1 protein-coding gene is annotated in these 859 nt (G+C 55.3%); it reads right to left on the reverse strand.

The features are described 5' to 3' along the window. Positions 1-122: 122 nt before the first annotated feature. Positions 123-638 (reverse strand): hypothetical protein, encoded by a 516-nt coding sequence (locus tag B0E52_RS18205; RefSeq protein WP_139351524.1) that lies wholly within the window; start codon positions 636-638, stop codon positions 123-125. Positions 639-859 lie beyond the last annotated feature (221 nt).

The following is an 859-nucleotide window of genomic DNA, read 5'->3' on the forward strand; positions in this document are numbered from 1 at the left end:
GGCCTGAAAAGGCTGGCGGCGGCACGAAGAACATGGAATGGGGCTCGCGGGCGGGAGCATCTTGCCTGCCGCTGGCTCAAATACGCGCCGAGAGCATGAGGCGGTGATTGATCAGACCATCCTTAGGGGCGCGCAAGAATGTCTAGAATATTCACAATAGTTTGAGACGCCTTATCTTTGCAAAACTGAGGATTTGCGACTTCAAATGTAATTGTGTGACCGTTTATCGCGGCATCTATGAGAACTGATCCGCCATCCATCACGCCGCACGATATGAAGGCCTTGTCGTAAGGCTCCAGCTTGGCAACGAGTTCCTTCAACTCTGCTAACTTCGTTACGGTCCTCGGTTTGCTCAGCCGTGCCGCTTTTATAGTGATATTACCGTCATTGTAAGATGAGCTGCTTTCGAACGATTTCTGGGTGTCATGGAAAATTACGGTGCCCGCAACCGCCCCAGTCATGTAATCCTGTGTCCACACACGCAGCTCAAAGCCTCCAGTCGCTTCAATCGGAGAAAGTCCGGTTGCGCGCGCGTAGGCATTTGCAGCAACTTTGGCATCCAGCGGCGAAGTGCTGAAAGTCTCGTCCGCGTGAGCGAGCGGAATGAACGTCAAGAGTAGAACGAGCAGGCATCTCATGGGTCAAGTCTCGCTGAGGCCTAAGGATGGTCTGATCAATCACCGCCTCATGCTCTCGGCGCGTATTTGAGCCAGCGGCAGGCAAGATGCTCCCGCCCGCGAGCCCCATTCCATGTTCTTCGTGCCGCCGCCAGCCTTTTCAGGCCACGGCGGACGCAGCAACCCTATCTCGGTTGCAGCAGTATCCCGCGCGCCATCCATAGGTTGACCAGCGCAAACAG

Origin of the sequence: Rhodanobacter sp. C06 (assembly GCF_002001105.1) — a bacterium.
Taxonomy (GTDB): domain Bacteria; phylum Pseudomonadota; class Gammaproteobacteria; order Xanthomonadales; family Rhodanobacteraceae; genus Rhodanobacter_A.

What these genes read in the sequence shown, in the direction of transcription:
- B0E52_RS18205 (WP_139351524.1), bottom strand. Translation starts at nt 638, where the DNA reads ATGAGATGCCTGCTCGTTCTACTCTTGACGTTCATTCCGCTCGCTCAC.